This is a genomic window from Kitasatospora sp. NBC_00458, from assembly GCF_036013975.1.
In the GTDB taxonomy this organism is placed as follows: Bacteria; Actinomycetota; Actinomycetes; order Streptomycetales; family Streptomycetaceae; genus Kitasatospora.
The window spans coordinates 7817923-7839033 of the sequence record NZ_CP107904.1; the positions used below are offsets into that span (position 1 = coordinate 7817923).

General features: G+C 75.0%; 15 protein-coding genes. 10 read left to right on the top strand and 5 right to left on the bottom strand.

Going from position 1 to position 21111, the window contains the following annotated elements:
- Window positions 1–545: 545 nt before the first annotated feature.
- Window positions 546–2054, bottom strand: coding sequence for a carboxyl transferase domain-containing protein (locus OG550_RS31940; protein WP_327683427.1), 1509 nt, complete (start codon window positions 2052–2054; stop codon window positions 546–548).
- Between the two features lie 257 nt (window positions 2055–2311).
- On the opposite strand from OG550_RS31940, the gene OG550_RS31945 reads away from it, so the two are divergent.
- Window positions 2312–2968, top strand: a complete 657-nt coding sequence (locus tag OG550_RS31945) for a hypothetical protein (RefSeq protein ID WP_327683429.1) — start codon at window positions 2312–2314, stop codon at window positions 2966–2968.
- A gap of 78 nt (window positions 2969–3046) precedes the next feature.
- Here the strand turns inward: OG550_RS31945 and OG550_RS31950 are convergent, their stop codons facing one another.
- On the bottom strand, window positions 3047–3991 hold the full coding sequence (locus tag OG550_RS31950; protein WP_327683431.1) for a sirohydrochlorin chelatase: 945 nt from the start codon (window positions 3989–3991) through the stop codon (window positions 3047–3049).
- Window positions 3991–5136 carry a uroporphyrinogen-III synthase gene (locus OG550_RS31955; protein ID WP_327683433.1) on the bottom strand — a complete coding sequence of 382 codons (1146 nt, stop codon included), beginning with the start codon at window positions 5134–5136 and terminating at the stop codon, window positions 3991–3993. Before OG550_RS31955 ends, OG550_RS31950 begins: the two co-directional genes overlap by 1 nt.
- Before the next feature lie 192 nt (window positions 5137–5328).
- On the opposite strand from OG550_RS31955, the gene OG550_RS31960 reads away from it, so the two are divergent.
- The 4 genes from OG550_RS31960 to OG550_RS31975 all read left to right on the top strand — a co-directional run bounded on the left by OG550_RS31960 (window position 5329) and on the right by OG550_RS31975 (window position 10024).
- On the top strand, window positions 5329–5469 hold the full coding sequence (locus tag OG550_RS31960; protein WP_327683435.1) for a hypothetical protein: 141 nt from the start codon (window positions 5329–5331) through the stop codon (window positions 5467–5469).
- 78 nt (window positions 5470–5547) lie between these two features.
- Entirely contained in the window at window positions 5548–8178 is a 2631-nt protein-coding gene (nirB, locus tag OG550_RS31965; protein WP_327683437.1) for a nitrite reductase large subunit NirB, read from the top strand.
- Window positions 8175–8666 (top strand): nitrite reductase (NAD(P)H) small subunit, encoded by a 492-nt coding sequence (locus OG550_RS31970; protein ID WP_327683439.1) that lies wholly within the window; start codon window positions 8175–8177, stop codon window positions 8664–8666. The genes nirB and OG550_RS31970 overlap by 4 nt, the downstream gene beginning before the upstream one ends.
- Window positions 8663–10024, top strand: a complete 1362-nt coding sequence (locus OG550_RS31975; protein ID WP_327683441.1) for a nitrate/nitrite transporter — start codon at window positions 8663–8665, stop codon at window positions 10022–10024. Before OG550_RS31970 ends, OG550_RS31975 begins: the two co-directional genes overlap by 4 nt.
- 153 nt (window positions 10025–10177) lie before the next feature.
- Here the strand turns inward: OG550_RS31975 and OG550_RS31980 are convergent, their stop codons facing one another.
- Both OG550_RS31980 and OG550_RS31985 read right to left on the bottom strand, forming a co-directional pair.
- A complete protein-coding gene (locus OG550_RS31980; RefSeq protein ID WP_327683443.1) occupies window positions 10178–11284 on the bottom strand; it encodes a substrate-binding domain-containing protein in 1107 nt (368 codons plus the stop codon).
- Between the two features lie 276 nt (window positions 11285–11560).
- A complete protein-coding gene (locus OG550_RS31985) occupies window positions 11561–12667 on the bottom strand; it encodes a substrate-binding domain-containing protein (RefSeq protein ID WP_327683445.1) in 1107 nt (368 codons plus the stop codon).
- Between the two features lie 312 nt (window positions 12668–12979).
- On the opposite strand from OG550_RS31985, the gene OG550_RS31990 reads away from it, so the two are divergent.
- From OG550_RS31990 to OG550_RS32010, 5 genes are all read left to right on the top strand, one after another.
- Window positions 12980–13660, top strand: coding sequence for a TetR/AcrR family transcriptional regulator (locus tag OG550_RS31990; protein WP_327683447.1), 681 nt, complete (start codon window positions 12980–12982; stop codon window positions 13658–13660).
- A gap of 198 nt (window positions 13661–13858) precedes the next feature.
- Window positions 13859–14530, top strand: coding sequence for a universal stress protein (locus OG550_RS31995; protein WP_327683449.1), 672 nt, complete (start codon window positions 13859–13861; stop codon window positions 14528–14530).
- Window positions 14527–14922, top strand: coding sequence for a hypothetical protein (locus OG550_RS32000; protein ID WP_327683451.1), 396 nt, complete (start codon window positions 14527–14529; stop codon window positions 14920–14922). Before OG550_RS31995 ends, OG550_RS32000 begins: the two co-directional genes overlap by 4 nt.
- A 607-nt stretch (window positions 14923–15529) precedes the next feature.
- Window positions 15530–15937, top strand: coding sequence for a Pepco domain-containing protein (locus OG550_RS32005; protein ID WP_327683453.1), 408 nt, complete (start codon window positions 15530–15532; stop codon window positions 15935–15937).
- Window positions 15938–15957: 20 nt separating this feature from the next.
- Window positions 15958–20772 carry a wHTH domain-containing protein gene (locus OG550_RS32010; RefSeq protein WP_327683454.1) on the top strand — a complete coding sequence of 1605 codons (4815 nt, stop codon included), beginning with the start codon at window positions 15958–15960 and terminating at the stop codon, window positions 20770–20772.
- Window positions 20773–21111: the final 339 nt, after the last annotated feature.

Consider the following 21111-nt stretch of genomic DNA (forward strand, 5'->3'; position numbering starts at 1 on the left):
CGGCCGGACAGGGGCCGAAACGGTCGCGGGGCGTGCCCGGCGAAAACTTTGCGGAAAGCCGCTCCCGGTGGGACAGGTACCGGGGGCGGCTGACGACTGAGCCATTGTTGCCAGACCCGCATGGCGCCCGCCAAGACCCCCCGGCTACGACGCCCCGTCGTAGCCGGGACCGGGCCCGTGAATCGAAGGCGGTCCGGCGTCGGGTGCCGTGGCGCCCGCTGAGCTGTGCCGATGCGCGGAGCGGGCGGGGCGTCCGGCCGCGCCCGGGGCGGGCGGTCCGGCCACTACGTGCCGTCGTGGCCGTCGATTCCCTGTGAGCGCACTCACCGCGCCGACCTGCGGCACCGTCACCGACCGGTGTTCCGCCGCCACCACGGGTGCAGAGGATCTGAGAGCGGCGCCACAGCCGGGGGGCGCCACAGCCGGGGTCGTCGGGGCCGGAGCCGTCCGGGCCGACGGTGCCAGGGCCGGAGCCGTCCGGGTCGACGGTGCCAGGGCCGGAGCCGCGGACGCGGTGGTCGCGCCGGTCCCACGGGATCCGGGGTTCACCGTGCGGTCGCGTCTCCCAGCAGCCGGTGCCGCCGGGCCCGCGCGGCCGACCGCTCCGCCTCCGGCACGCCCGACAGCGCGCCGAGCGCGTCACCGACGGCCCGCCCGAGCCGCTCGCAGAAGGCCGCCGGCTCCTCGGCGGCGTCCGGGAGCTCCGGCACGACCACGTCCACCAGCCCCACCCCGGCCAGGTCGTACGCGCCGATGCCCTGCGCCCGGGCCAGCTCGGCGGCGTGCGCGCCGTCCCGGTGGACGATCGCCGACGCGCCCTCCGGCGGCAGCGGTGCCAGCCAGGCGTTCCCGGCGGCGATCACCCGGTCCGCCGGCAGCAGGGCCAGCGCGCCGCCGCCCGACCCCTGGCCGAGCAGCACGGCCAGGACCGGGGTGCGCAGCGCCAGCAGGGTGGTCAGGCAGTGCGCGATCTCCACGGCGACGCCGTCCAGCTCGGCCTGGACGGAGAGCTCGGCGCCCGCCGTGTCCACCACCGTGACCAGCGGCAGTCCCAGCTGCTCGGCGAGCCGCGCGGTCCGTCGGACGGCGCGCAGGTCGGCGGCGGTGAACGGCCGCTCGCGGTCGCCGGCCTGCCGCTCCTGTCCGACCACCAGGACGGCGTGCCCCTCCAGGACGGCGAGCGCCCGCACCAGGGCGCCGCCCCGGCCGCACGGCGTGTCCAGCAGCACCAGGTCCTCGGCGGTCCGGCGCAGCAGCTCGCGGGTTCCGGGCCGGTCGGGGCGGCGGGTGCGGCGGACGGACTCCCACGGGTCGGGGCGCCCGGTGGGCTCAGGGGGAGTGGAGGGCTCGGGGTGTTCGGCGGGTGGAGCGACCGGTGCCGCGCGGGTCAGCACGGACAGCGACCGGCGCAGCACCTCGCGCAGTTCCTCCGGCGCCACCACCGCGTCCACCAGGCCGCGGTCGGCCAGTGTCTCGGCGCGCTGCACGTCGGCGGGCAGCTCCAGGCCCCGCAGCTCCTCGTAGACGCGGGGGCCGAGGAAGCCGAGCCTGGCGCCCGGCTCGGCGAACACCAGTTGCCCCAGCGTGCCCCAGGAGGCGAACACCCCGCCCATGGTGGGGTTGCGCAGGTAGGTGAGGTAGGGGAGCCCGGCCGCGCGGTGGGTCTGGACGGCGGCGGTGATCCGCAGCATGCAGAGGAAGGCGGCCGACCCCTCCTGCATCCGGGTCCCGCCGGAGACCGGCAGCGCGACCAGCGGCAGCCGCTCGGCGGTCGCCCGCTCCACGGCCCGGGTGATCCGCTCGGCCGTGGCCACCCCGATCGATCCGCCGAGGAAGCCGAACTCCGACGCGACCAGGGCCACCGCCTGCCCGCCGATCCGCCCGGCCCCGGTGACCACGGCCTCGTCCAGACCGGTCCGCTCGCGCGCCCGGTCGAGGCTCGCCCGGTACCCGGCGTCCGCCGTCTTCGGGGCGACCGGTTCGTCCCAGCCGTGGAAGCTCCCGGGGTCCAGCAGCAGCCCGAGCAGCTGACGTGCCGTCAGTGAGATTCCCACCTGGTCCACCCCGTCACCCGATCCACCCGCACCCGACGAAGATCACCCTAGGGGGAGGGCGGCCGGCTGCGGGGGATTGGCGGTCGGGTGTGAGGAGGCCGACAGCTTCGCGGGCGGAGCGGGCGGAGCGGGCGGGGGAGCGGGGGTGTGAGCGCGAGGGGGAGAGGGGGAGGCGTAGGCGGGGTTCCCCCGCGTGGGGGAGGGGGATCGGGCCTCCGCACGATTCCGCACGGTCGGCGGGCGCGGAGGCTGGACGCATGACGAACGCCGAGCTCCTCCGACCGACCGCCACCGCGACCGCCACTGCCTCCGCGACCGCCACTGCGACCGCGCCGGCGCCGGCGGCGGCGACTTCGACCGGGACTGCGGCCGGGGCCGGGCCGACCGCGGCCGCCGGGATCCGACCGGCCACCGCGCGGCCCGTCCCCCGCTGGGCCCTCGGGGTGGCGCGGGCGATCCCGCTGCTGGCCCTGCCGGTGTGCCTGTGGCGGTTGCCGATCGGCTTCGGCTTCCTGATGGGGATGGAGATGCCGAAGGCCGCGCAGCCGCTGTGGGTCACGGTGCCCTACGTGCTGGCGCTCAGCCTCCTCTCGGAGGCGTTCGCCCTGCTCTGCTCCGGACTCGTGCTGCCGTGGGGCGAGGTGCTGCCCGCCCGGGTGCCGTTCCTCGGCGGCCGGCGCGTGCCGCCGCTCGCCGCCGTCACGGCCGGTGCGGTGGCGGGCGCGGGGTTCACCCTGCTGGCCGTCGACTGGGTGCTCACCACCTTCGGTCTGGCCGGGTTCGCGGAGGTCGGCTTCGCCAACGGCTGGTGGCGGGCGCTCGCGACGGTGACCAGCGGCCTCTTCGTGCTGTGGGGGCCGCTGATCCTGGCGCTGACCTGCGCCTACCACCGTCGCCGCCGTGCGGAGCGGTAGGCGTACGACGGCCGGCGCGTGGTGCGCGCCGGCCGGTGGCAGGGGGAAGGTGGCCGGGGAGGGCGGACCGGGGCGGGGTCAGTGCGCCCCGGCCAGGGCGCGCCGGTCGGCGCGGGCCTGGTCGTAGCGGAGGGCGACGAGCCTCGCGACGGCGTCGTGGGTGCCGAGGGGAGCGCCGGTCCAGCGGGCGGGCGTGGCGGCGGCGCGGGCGGCGAAGAAGCCGGGGGCGAGCAGATGGGTGGCGACGGCGACCCGCCGGTGCCCGGCGGCGTGCAGGGCGGCCACCGCCTGCTGCGGGGTGGGGCGGGCGGCCGAGAGGTAGGCGGGGACGACGGGCCGCCCGTCGGCGAGCCGGTCGGCCAGCAGCCGGGCCATCCGCGCGGTGTCGGCGTTGGCGGCGGGGTCGGAGGAGCCCGCCGCGGCGAGGACGACCGGCCCGGCGTCCGCCGGTCGGCCGCTGTCGGCGAGCCGGTCGGCGAGTGCGGTGGCGAGCAGCGGGTGGGGCCCGAGGGCGGGGGCGAGCGGGAGGTGCGCCAGTCCGGCGGCGGCGAGCGCACCGGGGAGGTCGACGCGCAGGTGGTAGCCGCCGCCGAGCAGCAGCGGGACGAGCACGGCGGGCCGTCCGCGCAGCGCGTCGAGGGCCTCCGGGAGCGACGGTCGCGCGAGGTCCAGGAAGCAGTGGCGGACGTCGAGTTCGGGCCGCAGTTCGCGGACGCGCCGGAGCAGCGCGTGGCTCGCGGTGACCCCGGCGGCGGACCGGCTGCCGTGGGCGACGGCGAGCAGGACCGGGGGATCGCCGTCGGGCACCGGCGGACCGGAGCCGCCGGGGCCGGACGGATCGGGGCCGGACGCATCCGGGCCGGAAGCGCCGGGGACCGGCACACCGAGGACCGGCGGATCGGCGTCCGGCACGCCCGGGCCGGGTCGCACGGGGCCGCACGCACCGGGCGCGCCGGGCGTGCCGAGCACGGCGGTCGCGGTCGCCGTCCGGAGCCTGGCGGCGGTCCGGAGTCGGGCGGCCATCAGTCCGCCGCCAGCCGGTAGCCGCGTTTGGGCACGGTCCGGATCAGCCGGGCGTGCGGCCCGAGCGCCGCCCGCAGACGGCCGACCGCCGCCTCGACGGCGTGCTCGTCGGCGGCCGCGTCGGCCCAGGCGGTGCGCAGCAGGTCGGCGCGGCTGAGGACGTGGCCGGGGCGTTCGGCGAGGGCGCGCAGGACGGCGGCGCCGCGCGGGCTGAGCCAGCGGCTCTCGCCGTCGACCAGGACGGCGTTCCCCTGGAGCGTCAGCACCCGCCCGCCCAGGGGGAGTTCGCGGCGTCCCCGGCTGGGCAGGGTCTCGGCGAGCAGGCGGACCAGCGCGCCCAGCCGCCCCCGTTCGGGGAACTCCGCGGGCAGGCCCAGATCGGCGAACGGCCGGGCGCACAGCGCGCCGACGCAGACCGCCAGGACGTCCCCGCGCAGCGCGTCCAGCAGCTGTTCGCGCAGACCGTCGGCGGCGGCCGTCTCGACGAACGAGGTGACGGCGGGGGCGCTGGTGAAGGCGAGGGCGTGCACCTGGCGGCGGACGGTCTGCTCGACCAGCCGCCGGACCGGGGCCGGATCGTCCGGCGGCGCCCAGCGGTAGACGGGGACGGAGATCACCTCGGCGCCGCGTTCGCGCAGTGCCGCCGCGAAGGCGTGCAGCCGGATGCCGTGCTCCTGGACGGCGATCCGGCGGCCGGCCAGTGGCCGGGCGAGCAGCCAGGTCAGCAGTTCGTCGGTGGCCTCGGAACCGGGGGAGAAGCCCTCGCCGAGGCCGCTGGCCCGGACCGCGCCGGTGGCCTTGGGGCCGCGGGTGAGGACGACGGCGTGCCGGCAGGCCTCGGCGAGGGCGACGCCACGGCCCCAGCCCTCGGCGGCGCTCATCCAGCCGCGCCAGCCGACACCAGTGGTGGCGACGACGTAGTCGAGCGGGGCGGCCAGGCACTGTTCGGTGGCCTGGCGCAGGGCGAGGTCGTCGGCGAGCGGCATGATCTGCAGGACCGGCGCCTCCACCACCTGGGCGCCGCGCCGGGTGAGCAGCGCCACCAGCTCGTCGCGGCGGCGGGCGGCGGTCACCCCGATGGTGAAGCCGGTGAGGGGTCCGGGCCGCGGGGTGGGGCGCGGTCCGGTGAGGGTGGTTGTTGCCATGGCCGAAAGGGTGCGGGGCGCGGGTTACGGGCCGATTGCCCGCCGGTCACCTGCGCGTTAGTGAAACGGCTGCTCCGGTTACGGCGGATGTCCTGCGGCGCACCACGGGTGCCGGACGGCGTGAGGTACGCGTGCCGCGCACGCAACACGGCGGACCCGGCGGCGAAACGACGGGCGGCCACATTTTCTGCCATGCCCCCCGCCGCCGCCACCGCCCTCACCGCTCTCACCGCCGTCCCCACCGCCACCGCCGTCCCCACCGCCACCGCCGTCCCCACCGCCACCGCCGTCCCCACCGCCACCGCCGTCCCCACCGCCACCGCCCGAGAGTGAGCGGCGCCCGAGAGTGAGCGGCCCCCGCACCCCCCACCACCCGTCCCACCGCCCCGCACCACCCCGAGGAGTCACGCCATGACGTCGCACACGCCCGACCGGCCGCGCGAGCTCGTCCTGGTCGGCCACGGCATGGTCGGCCAGCGCTTCCTGGAAGCCTGGACCGAGCAGCCGGGCGCCGACCGCTGGCGGGTCACCGTGCTCGCCGAGGAACCCCGCCCCGCCTACGACCGCGTCCACCTCAGCGCGCTGTTCGACGGCCGCACCGCCGAGGACCTCACGCTCTGCCCGCCCGGCTTCCTCACCGAGCACGGCATCGACCTGCGGCTCGGCGACCCGGTCGCCGCCGTCGACCGCGCCGCCCGCACCGTCACCACCCGGGCCGGCCGGCGGTTCCGGTACGACGCCCTGGTGCTGGCCACCGGTTCGGTGCCGTTCGTGCCGCCCGTGCCCGGCCACGACGCCGCCGGCTGCCACGTCTACCGCACCGTCGAGGACCTGGAGGCGATCCGGGCGGACGCCGCGGGGTCCGCGACCGGTGTGGTGGTCGGCGGCGGACTGCTCGGCCTGGAGGCGGCGGGCGCGCTCCGGGCGATGGGACTGGCCGCCCACGTGGTCGAGTTCGCGCCCCGGCTGATGGCCGTCCAGGTGGACGAGGGCGGCGGCGCGGTGCTCCGCCGCAAGATCGAGGACCTCGGCGTCACCGTCCACACCGCCGCCGGTGCGAGCGGCGTCGCCACCGGCCCGGACGGCCGGGTCCGCGCCCTCACGCTCTCCGACGAGCGCGAACTCGCCGCCGACCTGGTGGTGTTCTCCGCCGGGATCCGTCCGCGCGACGGACTCGCCCGCGACTGCGGCCTCCCGGTCGGCCCGCGCGGCGGCGTCGTGGTCGACGAGCGCTGCCGCACCGAGGACCCGGCCGTGCTGGCGATCGGCGAGTGCGCCCAGGCCGCCGACGGCCGGGTCTACGGACTGGTCGCCCCCGGCTACCAGATGGCCGAGACCGCCGCCCGCGAACTCGCCGGCCGCCCCGGCGACGGCTTCACCGGGGCCGACACCTCCACGAAGCTCAAGCTGCTCGGCGTCGACGTGGCCAGCTTCGGCGACCCGCACGGCACCGCCGACGGCGCCCTCGACGTGCTGTACAGCGACAGCCGGCTGGGCGTCTACCGCAAGCTGGTGATCGGCCGCGACGGCGCACTGCTCGGCGGGGTCCTGGTCGGTGACACCGAGTCCTACGGCGTCCTGCGCCCGCTCGCGATGGCGGGCAAGCCGCTCACCACGCCGCCCGAACAGCTGGTCCTGCCCGCCGGGTCCGCCGCCGCCGGCCCGGTCGCACTGCCCGACGACGCGGTGCTCTGCTCCTGCCACAACGTCACCCAGGGCGCCGTCCGCACCGCGGTCCGCGACCAGGGCTGCGAGACCGTCGCGGCCGTCCGGACGTGCACCCGGGCCGGGAGCGGCTGCGGCAGCTGCCTCAAGCAGCTGACCACCGTGGTCGGCGAGGAGCTGGCGGCCGCCGGCGCGGCCCCGCAGACCGGACTCTGCGAGCACTTCCCGCAGACCCGCGCCGAGTTGTACGAGATCGCCCTGGTCACCGGGATCACCGGCTTCTCCGGTCTGGTCGACCGCTACGGCACGGGCGAGGGCTGCGACATCTGCAAGCCGACCGTCGCCTCCATCCTCGCCAGCCTCTCCAACGGCCACATCCTGGACGGTGAGCAGGGCGCGCTCCAGGACTCCAACGACCATTTCCTCGCCAACCTGCAGCGCAACGGCTCCTACTCGGTCGTGCCCCGGGTGCCCGGCGGCGAGATCACCCCGGACGGCCTCATCGCGATCGGCGAGGTGGCCCGCGACTTCGGCCTCTACACCAAGATCACCGGTGGCCAGCGGATCGACCTGTTCGGCGCCGGCGTCGACCAGCTCCCCGCCATCTGGAGCCGCCTGGTCGACGCGGGGTTCGAGTCCGGACACGCCTACGGCAAGGCGCTGCGCACCGTGAAGTCCTGCGTCGGCGAGACCTGGTGCCGCTACGGCGTCCAGGACTCCGTCGCCCTCGCCATCGAACTGGAGCTCCGCTACCGGGGACTGCGCTCCCCGCACAAGCTCAAGTCGGCCGTCTCGGGCTGCGCCCGCGAGTGCGCCGAGGCCCGGAGCAAGGACTTCGGCGTCATCGCCACCTCCGCCGGCTGGAACCTCTACGTCGGCGGGAACGGCGGCATGACGCCCCGTCACGCCGACCTGCTCGCCGCCGACCTGGACCGCGCCACCCTGATCCGCACCGTCGACCGGTACCTGATGTTCTACATCCGCACCGCCGACCGCCTGGAGCGGACCTCCGTCTGGCTGGAGCGGCTGGAGGGGGGCCTGGACCACCTGCGTGCGGTCGTCCTCGACGACTCGCTCGGCATCGCCGCCGAGCTCGACCAGCTGATGGCCCGTCACATCGGCTCCTACCAGGACGAATGGGCCGCCACCCTGGCCGACCCGGACCGGCTGCGGCGGTTCGCCTCCTTCGTCAACGCCCCCGGCACCCCCGACCCGGCCGTCACCTTCGTCCCCGAACGCGGCCAGATCCGCCCCGCCCGCCCCGACGAGGACGGGCGCCTGCTCACCGCCTACGCCCCCGCCCCTTCCCCCGGCCCCGCCCTTTCCCCCGCCCCGGTCCTGGTGGCCGGTCCCCGACTGGAGGTGCTCGCCAAGTGACCGTGGAGATCCACGACGGCAGCCGCTGGCAGCCCGTCTGCACCCTCGACGACCTGCAGCCCGGCCGCGGCGTCGCCGTCCTCCTGACCGCCGCCGCCGACGACGCCGCCGCCGACGCCGACGACGCCGCCGACACCGACACCGGCACCGGCACCGGCGTCCAGGTGGCCCTCTTCGTCGACCGCGCCGGCACCCTGCACGCCGTCGACAACCGCGACCCGTTCAGCGGCGCGCACGTGCTCTCCCGGGGCCTGCTCGGCAGCCGCGGCGGCCGGCCCACCCTCGCCTCGCCGATGTACAAGCAGGTCTTCGACCTCACCGACGGCCGCTGCCTCGACGAGGACACCGCCCCCGACGGCAGTCCCGCCGTGCTCAGGCTCTGGCCCGTCCGCACCACCGCGTCGCACACTGCTGCGGACACCACGTCAGGAACCGCCCCGCACACCGCCCCGCACACCGCCCCCACACCCCGGGAGGACCAGGCATGAGCACCGCCGTCGACACCCCGCCCGCCCGCGCCGCCAGAGCCGGCGCGCCCACCATCACCCACTGGGACCCGGAGGACACCGACTTCTGGGAGCGCACCGGAGCCCGGACGGCCCGCCGCAACCTGATCTACTCGGTGGCCTCCGAACACATCGGCTTCTCGGTCTGGAGCCTCTGGTCCGTCCTGGTGCTCTTCCTCGGCCCCGAGTACCACATCGACCCGGCCGGGAAGTTCACCCTCACCGCCCTGCCCACCGCACTCGGCGCCGCGCTCCGCCTCCCCTACACCTTCGCCGTCGCCCGCTTCGGCGGCCGGACCTGGACGGTGGTCAGCGCCCTGCTGCTGCTCGTCCCCACCTCGCTCGCCGCGCTGATCCTCACCCCCGGCGTCTCCTACGGCACCCTGCTCGCCGTGGCCTGTGTCGCCGGGGTCGGCGGCGGCAACTTCGCCTCCTCGATGGCCAACATCAACTCCTTCTACCCGCACCGCCTCAAGGGCTGGGCGCTCGGCATCAACGCCGGCGGCGGCAACCTCGGCGTCCCCGCCGTCCAGCTCCTCGGACTGCTCGTCCTCGCCACCGCCGGGGCCGGCCACCCGCGGCTGCTGCCGCTGCTCTACATCCCGCTGATCGTGCTGGCCGCCGTCGGCGCCTGGCGGCGGATGGACAACCTGCCCGCCGCCCTGCGCGGCGCCGACCGCTCACTGCGCGAAGTCGCCCGCGACCCCTACGGCTGGGCCGTCTCCACCCTCTACATCGGTACCTTCGGCTCGTTCATCGGCTTCGGCTTCGCGTTCGGCCAGGTCCTCCAGGTGCAGTTCCACGACCGCTTCGACACCCCGGTCAAGGCGGCGGCGCTCACCTTCCTCGGTCCGCTGCTCGGCTCCCTGCTGCGCCCGGTCGGCGGCCGGCTCGCCGACCGCTGGGGCGGCGCCCTGGTCACCCTCGTCACCTTCATCGCGATGGGGGCCGGCACCGCCGTCGTCCTGGCCGCCTCGCGGGCGGGCTCGCTGCCGCTCTTCCTCTCCGGGTTCATCGCGCTCTTCGTGCTGAGCGGCATCGGCAACGGCTCGACGTACAAGATGATCCCGGCCCACTACGAGGGCCTGGTCCGCACCGCGGTCGTCGCGGGCGCGGACCCGGTCGAGGCCGAGGCCGCCGGCCGTCGCCGCACCGCGGCCCTGATCGGACTGGCGGGCGCGATCGGCGCCTTCGGCGGGGTGCTGGTCAACCTGGCCTTCCGGCAGTCCTTCCTCGCCAGCCACAACGGTGACGCCGCGTACCTGGCCTTCCTCGCCGCCTACCTGTTCTGCTCGGCGCTGACCTGGGTGGTCTGGCTCCGGCCCGGCGCCCGCCGCTGACGGGCTCGGCCCCGCCCGCGGGGCGCCCGGCACGTCGGCGCCGGTGCGGCGCCGGTCCCGGACGCGGCGTGCACGCGTCCGGGACCGGTGCTTCGGTGCTCCGGTGCTTCGGCGCTGCGGAGGCGGGAGCGCCGCCCCGGCGGCCGGGGACCGTCAGCTGTGCATGGTGCTTCCGCAGGCGGCCGGCGGCAGCGGCAGGAAGCCGTGGCTGCGGATGGCGGGGAGGCCGCCGTCCTGCCGGCAGACCCAGCCGTTGCGGCCGAGGATCCGCTGCAGCGCGGTGCCGTGCGCGTCCGTCGACAGCCACTCGTACTCGCGCACGGTGTTGACGAGCACCCGGCCGTACCGGGTGGCGGCGAAGGACGTGTTGATGGTGTGCGTGGCGGCGCTGACCGGCTGGACGCCGTCGAGCGCGTGCGGGACGAGCAGGCCCGGGTTGTCCGTCGGGGTGGTGTGGCCGCCGTAGGCCTGGCCCAGGTAGCGGCCGACGGAGTACGGGACGATCGCGTTGGGGTCGTGCAGGATCGCGTCGACCCCCTGGTTGTCGCGGTCGACGGGCGTCACGCACGGCCCGGGGACGAGCCCGTGGTCCCGGCCGGACTGGTCCAGGGCGTGGTTGAGGTAGGCCGCGGTGTCGGAGGCGAGGTACACGTCCCCGTTCTCGAAGACGCGGAAGTACCCGGGGAGCACCGGCCGGATGACGGCGTCCGGGAGGGCCGGGTCGATCTGCCGCCAGTTGGTGATCTGGCAGTTGTAGATGTACTTCAGCTGGGCGGCCGACAGGCTGGCCGGGGCGTTGCCGCCGGTCGGGGCGGCCCAGCTCACGGCGTCCTTCGCCAGGGCGACGAACCACGCCGAGGTGGGATCGCCGATTTTCGGCGCCCGGGCGCTGCGGGCGAAGTCGACGGTCCGGCTGCTGTTGGCGAGGAGCGAGACCACGGCGCCGTCGGAGTTGTACGGTCGGACGATCGAGTCGGCCCCGGTCTTGGGGGTGATCGTGTACGACCCGGTGGAGTCCCAGCTGTAGAGGCGCGGTGAGCCGGTGTCCCCGGCGGCCGTCAGCGAGGCGTTGTACTCGGCGGAGAACTGGTTGAACAGCGACTCCGTGACCTGGGCGCCCACGCCGACGATGTCGACGGCCCTGGGCGGGGGGACGGGGATCGGCACGGGCGGGTCGGCGAGTGCGGGCGCGGTGGTGGCGAGGGCCAGCGCGGAGGCCAGTGCGAGGGTCGAGGCGACCCGGGTGACGAGGCGCAGCATGAGGTGGACTCCCGGTCGGGGTTGGGTGGAGGGTCTCCGGGATCATCGGAGGGCCGGTCCGCCCCCGGGAAGATCCCAGGCTTCTGGGGGGCCCGCGGGCCTCGCAGGTCACCCCCGGTGTCCGCGTGTCCGGGCCGCCGCCTGTTCTTCCACCGGCCGCCCCCCGTCCACGCCCGCTCCGGCGGTGTCCGGCACCCGCCCGTCGGGCCGGCCACCGCGTGCCGGTGGCGGGCCGGGGGGGGGAGGGCCGAGGGCCGTTCGTGCGGAGGAGAGGTCCTACATGTGGGTGATCGATCCGCAGGCGCCGGGGGGAATCACCAGGAAGCCGTGGCTGCGGATGCCGGCCAAGGCAGCGGGGTCCCTGCAGATCCACCCGATGACGCTGAAGATGCGGCGGAGGGCCTGCGTGTGGGCGTCGCTGCCGTTCCACTCCGCGGCGCGGACGGTGTTGTAGAGGACGTACCCGTACGGTGACGCGGCGAACGTCGCGCTGATGCTCGTGGTGCTGATCGGCTGGATCCCGTTGAGGGCGCGCGGGACGAGCGCTCCCGGCTCGTCGCCGGGGCCGGTGTGTCCGCCGTACGCCTGGCCGAGGTAGCGGCCGACCGAGTAGGGCACGACGGCGTTCGGGTCGTGGAGGACGGGGTCGGTGCCCTGGTTGCCCCGCTCGACGACGGAGACGCACGAGTGGTCGGTCGCGTTGTCGTTGAGCAGGATGCCGTGGTAGTTGATCTTCGCGAGGAAGTAGGTCGTGGTGTCGGTCGCGAGGCCGTAGGCTCCATTCCGGTCCACCGCCATGTGACCGGCCACGACGGGTCGGATGGTGGCATCCGGCAGCGCCGAGCTGATCTGCCGCCAGTTGGTGATCTGGCAGGAGTAGATGGCGCCCAGCTGGGCGGTGGTGAGGTTGGCCGGGGCGTTGCCGCCGGTCGGGGCGGCCCAGCTGACGGCGTCCTTGGCCATGGCGACGAACAGCGTGGTCACCGGGTCGCCGAACTGGGGCGTCCTGGTGTCCCGGCTGAAGTCGAGGGTGCGGCTGGTCGTGGCGCTGAGAGCGGTGATGCCCGCGCTGGATTCGAACGGGCGGACGATGGTGTCGGCCCCCGTTTTGGGGGTGATCGTGTTCGACCCGGTGGAGTCCCAGCTGTACAGGCGGGGCGAGGTGGAGTCGCCGGCGGCGGTGAGGGAGGCGTTGTAGTCGCCGGAGAACTGGTTGAACAGGGACTGCGTCACCGACGATCCGACGCCGACGATGTCGGCGGCCTTGGGCGGGGGCACGGGGATCGGCGCGGGCGGGTCGGCGAGCGCGGGGGCGGCCGTGGTGAGTGCCACGGCGGTGGCGAGCGCGAGGGCCGAGGCGGCCCGTGCGGCGAGGCGTAACATGGAGGCAACTCCAAGCAGGGGATGGGTGGTTGGGGATCCATCGGTATCCTCGGTGGAGCCGGACGGCAGCCGGAAGTCCCCGGCGGGCAGGTCGGCCGGGGCAGCCGCAGGTCACCCCGGGTCGGCCGGTGTGCCGACCGCCGCCTGTTCTTCCACCGGCCGCCCCGCGGTCACCGCCGGGTCATCGCGGTCGGCCGACGGCGCCCACGGCGCCGGGTGACCGCGATCCGGTGGTGCGGCGGTGCATGGAGGGCGGGCGACGGTTCGGTCGGCGTTTCCGGTGGAAAACGCCCGAGTTGCTAGGGTCGGGGCATGGCAGCGAGCGGCGCCGGCGGCGCGAACCCCCCGGGGCGGATGCGGCGCGACGCGCAGCGCAACCGCGATCTACTGCTGGCCACCGCCCGTGACCTGTTCGCCCGGCACGGGCTGGACGTGCCGCTGGACCAGATCGCCAAGGACGCGGGCGTCGGGAACGCCACGCTCTACCGGCACTTCCCGACCCGCGAGGCGCTGATCGGCGAGGTGTTCGCGGACGCCGCGACGCTGCTCGGCGACGCCGGCGCGGAGGCGCTGGCCGCCGAGGACGCCTGGGGCGCCATCGAGCGCTACTTCGAGCGGATCTTCGAACTGGTCGCCGCCGACCGGGGCATCAACGACCTCGTCACCCAGGCCATCCCCACCGTCCCCGGGATGATCGAGATCAGCCGGCAGAACGCCGAGACGGTCGGCGCGCTGGTCGCCCGGGCGCAGCGGCAGGGCACCATGCGGGCCGACGTCGTGACCATGGACCTGCTCTTCATGCTCGGCCCGCTCTGCCGCGCGCTGCCCGCCACCACCGACCTCCGCCCGGACCTCTGGCGCCGCTACCTGGCCCTGCTGCTCGACGGCTTCCGCGCCCGGGCCGCCCACCCGCTGCCGGTCCCGCCGATCGGGGACGAGCACCTGGACAGGATGTTCGCCGACCTCTGGGAGGCGGACGGGCCGGGCGCCTGAGGCCGGCCACCCACGCCCGCCGGCGCCCGCACCCGCGCCCGCGTCCGCCGGTCACCCGCGCCCGCGTCAGGAACCCGTACGGACCGCCCGCCCGCGCGTCAGGGGTCCGTCAACGAACGGCCCGATCCCCTCCGCCGGGGCTTGGCTGGAGCTGAGCACCAAGACAGCGAACAGCCATCCGGAAGGACGGACAGGGCCATGGCGGACAACGGCGCCGGCACCCACGCGGACGAGCCGATCGGCCCCCCGGTCGGCCCACGGAACGGGGCGGCCGCGGACGGCCGGTACGGGGCGGACGCGAACCCCGCCGCCGGGAACGGCGCGGACGGCGCGGAGGACGCGGACGTAGCGGACGGCGCGGACGACGGCGACCGGGGCCGGATCGTGGTCGGCGTCAGCGGCTCGCTCGGCAGCCTCGCCGCGCTCCACCGCGCCGTCGCGGAGGCCCGCCGCCTCGACGCCGAAGTCCTCGCCGTGCACTGCTGGACCCCGGCGGGCGGCGAGTTCGGCTACCGCCGCTCCCCGTGCCCGCCGCTGCTCACCGCGTGCCGCGACGCCGCCGCGGCCCGCCTGCGCGAGGCCCTCGACCAGGCCTTCGGCGGCGTCCCGGCCGGCGTGCGGCTGCGCAGCGTGGCGGTCCGGGGCGAGACCGGGCAGGCCCTGGTCCACTGCGCCGACCGGCCCGGCGACCTGATCGTCCTGGGGGCCGGCGGCCGGGGCGCGCTCGCCCGGGCGCTGCGCCCGTCGGTCACCGCCTACTGCGTCCGGCACGCGAGCTGCCCGGTGCTGGCGGTCCCGAGGCCGCCGCTGCAGCGCGAGCTGGAGGCGTTCCGGCACCACCGCCGCATCCGGCTGTCGGTGCCGGCGTGAGCGCCCGCCTCGCCCCCGCGATGTCCGGCGCCGTCGCCCTGACCGCCTCCGCCGCGCTCCTCCCCGTGCTCGCCGTACTCGGAGAACTCCGGCCCACCTGGGTCGCGTCGGCCGCCTACGCCGCGCTGTGCGCCGGCGTCGGCCGCTCCGCGCGCCCGGCCGCCGCCCCGCTGATCGGCCTGGCCGCCTGGCTCTTCCACAACGGCTTCGTCGAACACCGTCACGGTGCACTCGGCTGGTCCGGCGCCGCCCCTGAGTTCGGCCACCTCCTCCTGTTCACCGCCGCCGCGCTCGCGCTCGCCGTCCTCACGGGCCTGCGCCGCGGCCGCCGCGACCGGCTTCCGCGGCCCCGCGGCCGCCGCCCCGGCGGCCGGTACGGGCTGACGGCCTGAGCGGCGGGCGGTCCGAGCGGCGGGCGTCCCGAGCGGTCCCGGCGGTGCGGCGGCCATCCGGGGTTCTCCCGTGGTTCGGACGACTGTTCCGAGCTGGTACTGTTCTTCTCGTCGCGAGGGAGATGATCTCTCGTCAGGCGTCAGTGGTGCTACCAGAGCACGTCCTACTTTCAGTAGGGAGAGTCCGTGCGACCCGGGCCTGGCGCTCCAAGTCGGACGGGGTCCGGCACCTGTGAGGGTGCCGGGCCCCGTTCGCGTTTCCGGGCCGGCGGGTGTGCGGACCGGGTTTCGTGGCAGGGGCTCTGACCTGCTAGTCTTCTTCTCGTCGCGAGGGAGACGATTCCTCGTCAGGCGTCAGTGGTGCTACCAGAGCACGTCCTACTTTCAGTAGGGAGAGTCCGTGCGACCCGGGCCTGGCGCTCCAAGTCGGACGGGGTCCGGTACCTGAGAAGGTGCCGGGCCCCGTTCGCGTTTCCCCGGCTCCCGGCCGCCCCGGCCCGCTTCGTCCCGGCCCGTCGTCCTTCGTCCGCCGCCGACGGCATCCCGGTCTTCCGGCGGCGCGCCTCGCGGCTCCCCTATGATGTGTCAACTCGCTGACAGGCAAGGGATGGGGATCTCGGTGTTCGAGCAGGCGAAGGAATCGGGCGCGGCGGTCGGCACGGTCGGAGCGGTCGGCGACGGCGTGAGGGCACTCGACTTCCTGGTCTCCATCGACGACACGGAGCGGGAGCGGTCGGCCGCGGTGGGCGAGAAGGGCCTGTTCGGCCGCCGTGACGGGGCACCGGGCGAGGCCTCCGTCCGCAGCATCCCGGTCTCCGTCCTCCGCGAGAACCTCCAGCGGACCGTCGACGGCCTCCAGGCCGTTCTCGGGGAACTCCGGGTCCCGGAGGGCGGTATGCCGCTCAAGCAGGCCCAGGTCGCCTTCGAGGTCACCGCGAGCGGCGGGATCACCCTGGTCGGCACCTCGGCGCAGGTGGCGGCCAAGGGAGCCATCACGCTGACGTTCGGCTCCTGAACCGCCTTCCAGCACACACGATGAACGGATCCTTCCGCGCCCTGCTGATCGGCGTGCCCGAGTACCGCGACGGCGCGATCCCCGACCTGCCCTTCGTCACCGACGACATGGCGGAGCTGGCCGACGCACTGGCGTCGGTCGGCTACGAGGTGGCGGTCCACGATCCCGGTGAGACGGACCGGGACGGCATCGACGCGGCGGTCGAGGAGTTCTTCCAGACCGCGGCCGAGGGGGAGACCCTCCTGCTCTGCCTGAGCGGCCACGGCATCCACCACGGCGGGGTGGACTACCTCGTGCCGAGGGGAGCCCGGACGAGCGCGCACGACTTCCCCGCCAAGTGCCTCTCCCTGGACTTCGGCCCGTACGTCGAGCGGAGCCTGGCCGGGGACGTCGCGGTCTTCGTCGACGCCTGCCGGGAGGGCATCACGCTCAGGACGATGTCCGTCGGCAACGCCATCCGCTGGTCCGACATGGAGGTGGACCGGATCGGCGACCGGCACTACGGCTACGTCTACGCCTGCTCGCCGGGGGAGTCGGCCCGGTACTTCAGGGAGCCTGGCACGGCGTTCAGCTTCTTCTCCCGGGCCCTCAGCACGGTGGTGGCGGACGAGGCCGGCCCGCGCACCCTGGCCGAGTTGAGCGGGCGGCTCCAGCGCGAGCTGGACCGGCTGAGCGTCGAACACGGCGCCGACCGCCAGCGGGTCCGGATCCGGACCGAGACCGGCCTCGACGACTTCGTGCTGTTCGAGCGGCCGGAGCGGACCTCCCAGGAGGCGGACGGGGAGCACCCGTGGGTCGGCCTGGTCGGCGAGCACCCGGCCTGGACGCTCGCCGGGGCCGGCCGGGGCGCCGAGGCGATGCGCGAGGCCGCGACCGCGCTGGTCGTGCGGCTGGCCCGGGAGGCGGACCGCGACAAGCAGCGGCTCAGCGCCGATCCGTGGCAGGTCTCCGACCTCGCGGAACGGATGACCGGCCGCCTGGGCTGGCTGCTGTCGAAGGTGATCGCGGCGGAGAAGCCGGCAGCCGGGGCGGAGAAGCCGGTGCTCGCGGAGGAAAGGCCGGCGCTCTCGCCCGCCGAGGCGTTCCTCCTCGCGGTCGTGCCCTTCCTGCACGTGGCCGCCGCCAACCGCGCGGCGGTCCAGGCCCTGCCGGTCGGTCCCACCGACCTCGCGGCAACGGCGGATCCGTCCCGGGAACGGGCGGGGTACGAGCAGTTCACCGCCCGCCGGGCGCGGCTGGTCCGCCGTGCGGCCCAGTCCGCGAGGGCCGGCGACGACGCCGGCGCGGCCGGGATCGCGTGGTGGCTGTTCCGCCAGTGGCTGGCGCAGGAGCCGGGCGGGCGCTACCAGCGGATCGTGGCCGACCTCCGGGGCCCGGTGGAGTGCCTCACGGAGGGAGTCGGCGCCGAGGCCGATCGCCGGCTGATCGCCGGCCTGTTCGAACTCGGCACTCTCGACACCCTGTTGCGGGCGCTCCGGAGCAGCTACGACCCGACCACGATCCGCCCGGTGCGCCAACTGGCCGGCTCCACCGTGGCGGAGCAGAACCTCCGGGAGCAACTCCTGGTCGCCCTCCTGACGGTGGCGCACCACCTGGCGATCGACCCGCTCCGGCTGCCGGACGTGGTGGTGGACCACCTCGGGATCTCCTACGCGGTCGACCTGGGCGAGCTGCACCGGACGATCCTCGGCGCCGGCTGGGAGACCCGCGGCCGGACCCGCGTCCTCACGGCCGCCTGCCACCACCCCGCCGTGGGGCTGGCGCTGCGCGAGCACGCCGCCTCGCTGGACGCCTTGCTGCGGGCGATCGACATCCAGACGGGCAGTGACCCGCAGCTCGCCCCGCTCCACGCCCTTCCGCCGCACGCGACCGCGGACCAGGTGCGTGCCGCCGTCGACGCGCAGGGCAGGCCGGTCTACGAGTCGACCGGTCTGCGGTTCCGGCTCGCGGACGACCGGATCCAGGAACTCCTGATGGGCGAGCAGCTCTACGGGGACCCCGCGCTGGCGGTCCGCGAGCTCTACCAGAACGCGCTCGACGCCTGCCGCTACCGCGAGGCCCGGACCGACTACCTCCGGCTCCAGCGTCCGCGCCTGTCGAAGTGGTCGGGGCGGATCGACTTCGAGCAGGGGGTGGACGACCAGGGCCGCGCGTACATCGAATGCCGCGACAACGGCATCGGCATGGGCGAGCGCGAGCTGCGCGAGGTGTTCTCGCACGCCGGGATGCGCTTCGCGGACCTCCCCGAATTCGTCGACGAGTACGCGGCCTGGCGGGCCAAGGGCATCGACTTCCATGCCAACAGCCGTTTCGGCATCGGGGTCCTGAGCTACTTCATGATCGCCGACGACATCGTGGTGAGCACCTGCCGCCTGGACCGCGAGGGCCACCCCGGGAAGCGGCTGGAGGTGCACATCGCCGGTCCGGGCTCGCTCTTCCGGATCCGCGACCTCGGCCGCGACTACGACGCCGGCACCTCCGTCCGCCTCTACCTGCGCAGCCCCGACACCGCCCCGTCCTGCACCGACCTGCTGCGGCGCCTCCTCTGGCGTTCGCAGTACACCGTGACGGCGCAGGGCGAGGGCGATCCCCTGCGCTGGGAGGCGGGCGAGCTCTCCCCGGTCGCGCCGCTGGGGGCCAGGGACCCCTACGAGAAGGGCGCGACCCGGGCGCCCGACGCACGGGCCGATGCGACGGACCGGGCCGACGTCTGGTGGGTGGACTGCGGCGGCGGTGTGCTGGCGGACGGCCTCTGGGTCGGCCTGCCGCTGTTCGGCGCGGTCGTCGACCTCGGCGGGGACAACGCGCCCCGCCTCACCGTCGACCGCCGGGAGGCGCTGTCGTACGACACCGGCCACGTCGCGGACGTCCTGCGCCGGCAGATCCCGGCACTGCTCCGTCCGGACGCCCGGGTGCTGGACCACGCGTGGCTGTCCGAACTGGTCGATCACGACCCGGAACTGGCCGACGCCGTGGCCGAGGAGGCCGCCGCCCGGGGGTTCGTCCTGCGGCTGTCGAGCGGGTACTCGGCCGACATCGCGGTCGTCGGCTGCTTCCCTGCCGATGTGGAGCTCTTCCGGAGGGAGCACTCGGGACGACCGCTCTTCCGTGTTCCTCAGGACATGCCCGCCTATCTCGCCGACTGGCGGGCCTTGGCCTGGGTCGCCGGCGGGGGCTTCGCGGGGGTGGCCGCGACCGGCCCGGGGCCGCGCATCGTCGCCCGCCCGACGGACCGCCACATGCTCGTTCACGTTCGCCGTGCGAAGCACGTGTCCCTGCCCATGGTGGACGACGAAGGTCGCAACAACTGGTTGGAGACCGGCCTACCCGTTCCGACCGGGCACGTGCTCGCCGTGGCCGCACGGCTCAAGCGTCCGCCCTCGGCCGTGTCGGCCCGACTGGCGGAGTTCGGCCTGCGAGGACCCGAGGGTGCCCTCGTGCCGGCCGATGCGGACCCCGACGACCTCGTGCTCCTCAGTGAGGGGCTAGACCGGGGTTGGCCGTGGTTGGACCAGAGGAGGACGGTCCGCATGCACCATGTTCTCCGGTGCGCGCAGAAGTTGGGGTGGTCACCACCCGCAGTGGCGGCACGGTTGACGGCATTCGGGTTCGGCCTGCCCGAGGGCGTGATCGTCCCGGAGGCGGTGAACCCTGCCGACCTGACCCTCCTCGAAGCGGGCCAGAGTGTGAGCGCCTACCGGCTGGGCCATGATCGGGTCGCCCTGGACTCCGTTCTGGTGGCCGCAGAGAGGCTGGGATGGTCGCCGCGGGTGGCGGCGGCACGGTTGGAGGAGCTCGGGTTGGCCCTGCCGGACGGCACGACCGTCCCGGAGACGATGGAGCCCGGGGACCGGCGGATCGTGGGGGGAAAGGGCCCTCTCTGGACGACGCCGGGCTTCGAAGGCCGGCTGTGGTTGGGACACGTGCTGTGGTGCGCCGCGGAGTTGGGGTGGTCGCCGCAGGCGGTGGTGGCGCGGTTGGAGGAGTTCGGGCTCGCTCTGCCGGCGGGGGCGGCGGTCCCCGAGAGCGTGGAACAGGAGGATCTGCTACTCCTCAGTGAGGATCGCGACGGGGTTGCGCCATGGCTGAACCACTCCAGCCCGGTGCCGATCGGTCACGTTCTCGTGGTCGCCGCGCAGTTGGGGTGGTCGCCGCAGGCGGTGGTGGCGCGGTTGGAGGAGTTCGGGTTCTCGCTGCCGGTGGGTGCGACGGTCCCGGAGACCGTGGAGCAGGAGGATCTGCTGCTCCTGTGCCGCGAACTCGACCTGGACGAAGGCTGGCTGGAGTTCGAGGACCCGCTGCTGCTGAAGCACGTCATGGATGCGGCCGTGCGGCTGCGCCGTGAGCCTGCGAAGGTGGCGGCCCGGCTCCGAGAACTCGGGCATCGTCTGCCCGAGGGCTGCTGCGTGCCGGATTCCACCGATCCCTTGAGCCTCGCCGTCCTGGGTGTGGAGGTCGGCCGACGGCCGGACCCGCTGACGATCCACGAGTTGTCCTCGCTGGGGCGCGTTCTCAGGGTCGCCCACCGGGTGAAGTGTCCGCCGTCGGCGGTGCAGGCCCGGTTCAAGGAGCTGGGATTCCACCCGACGGCCGACTGGGACCTCCCTGCAACGGTGACAGCGGAGGACATCGAGATGATCGAACTGGACCGGGGCCGAGGAGACGGCCAGGTGCTCGACCCCCGGGAGCCGGTCGGGGTGGCGCACGTTCTCCAGGCCAGCTCGGGCAAGAGCAGTCCGGCCGACGTGGCCTCGCGGCTGGAGGCCCTCGGGTTCACCCTGTCGGGCGACGTCACCTACACGACGCCCGAGGGGTGGGGAACCCGGTCCGCCTGACGTCCCCTCGTGGTTCGGGCACCCGCTCTGACCTGGTAGTGTTCTTCCTGTCGCGAGGGAGATGATCTCTCGTCAGGCGTCAGTGGTGCTACCAGAGCACGTCCTACTTTCAGTAGGGAGAGTCCGTGCGACCCGGGCCTGGCGCTCCAAGTCGGACGGGGTCCGGCACCTGTGAGGGTGCCGGGCCCCGTTCGCGTTCCCGGGCCGGCGGGTGTGCGGACCGGGTTTCGTGGCAGGGGCTCTGACCTGCTAGTCTTCTTCTCGTCGCGAGGGAGATGATTCCTCGTCAGGCGTCAGTGGTGCTACCAGAGCACGTCCTACTTTCAGTAGGGAGAGTCC